General features: G+C 52.9%; 2 tRNA genes. Both read right to left on the reverse strand.

The features are described 5' to 3' along the window. Positions 1–2: 2 nt before the first annotated feature. A tRNA-Ala gene (locus KTH90_RS24785) sits at positions 3–75 on the reverse strand. A 60-nt stretch (positions 76–135) separates the two neighbouring features. Then, positions 136–209: transfer RNA gene (locus KTH90_RS24790), tRNA-Ile, on the reverse strand. Positions 210–289 lie beyond the last annotated feature (80 nt).

Here is a 289-nt window from a genome sequence, read left to right on the forward strand (position 1 = left end):
GATGGAGATAAAGGGATTCGAACCCTTGACCCCCTGCTTGCAAGGCAGGTGCTCTCCCAACTGAGCTATACCCCCGTCACGGTCCTGCTTAATTTGGGCGAGCTCTACAGCTCGTCCATATCAAACAGATTAAAATGGGCTTAAGTGGACTCGAACCACCGACCTCACGCTTATCAGGCGTGCGCTCTAACCGGCTGAGCTATAAGCCCATAAATCTGGCATCCACCTGCTCTCCCATACCGTCACCAGTATAGTACCATCGGCCGCCTAGGTCTTAACCATCGTGTTC

It is taken from the genome of Diplocloster modestus, from assembly GCF_019042245.1.
Taxonomy (GTDB): domain Bacteria; phylum Bacillota; class Clostridia; order Lachnospirales; family Lachnospiraceae; genus Diplocloster; species Diplocloster modestus.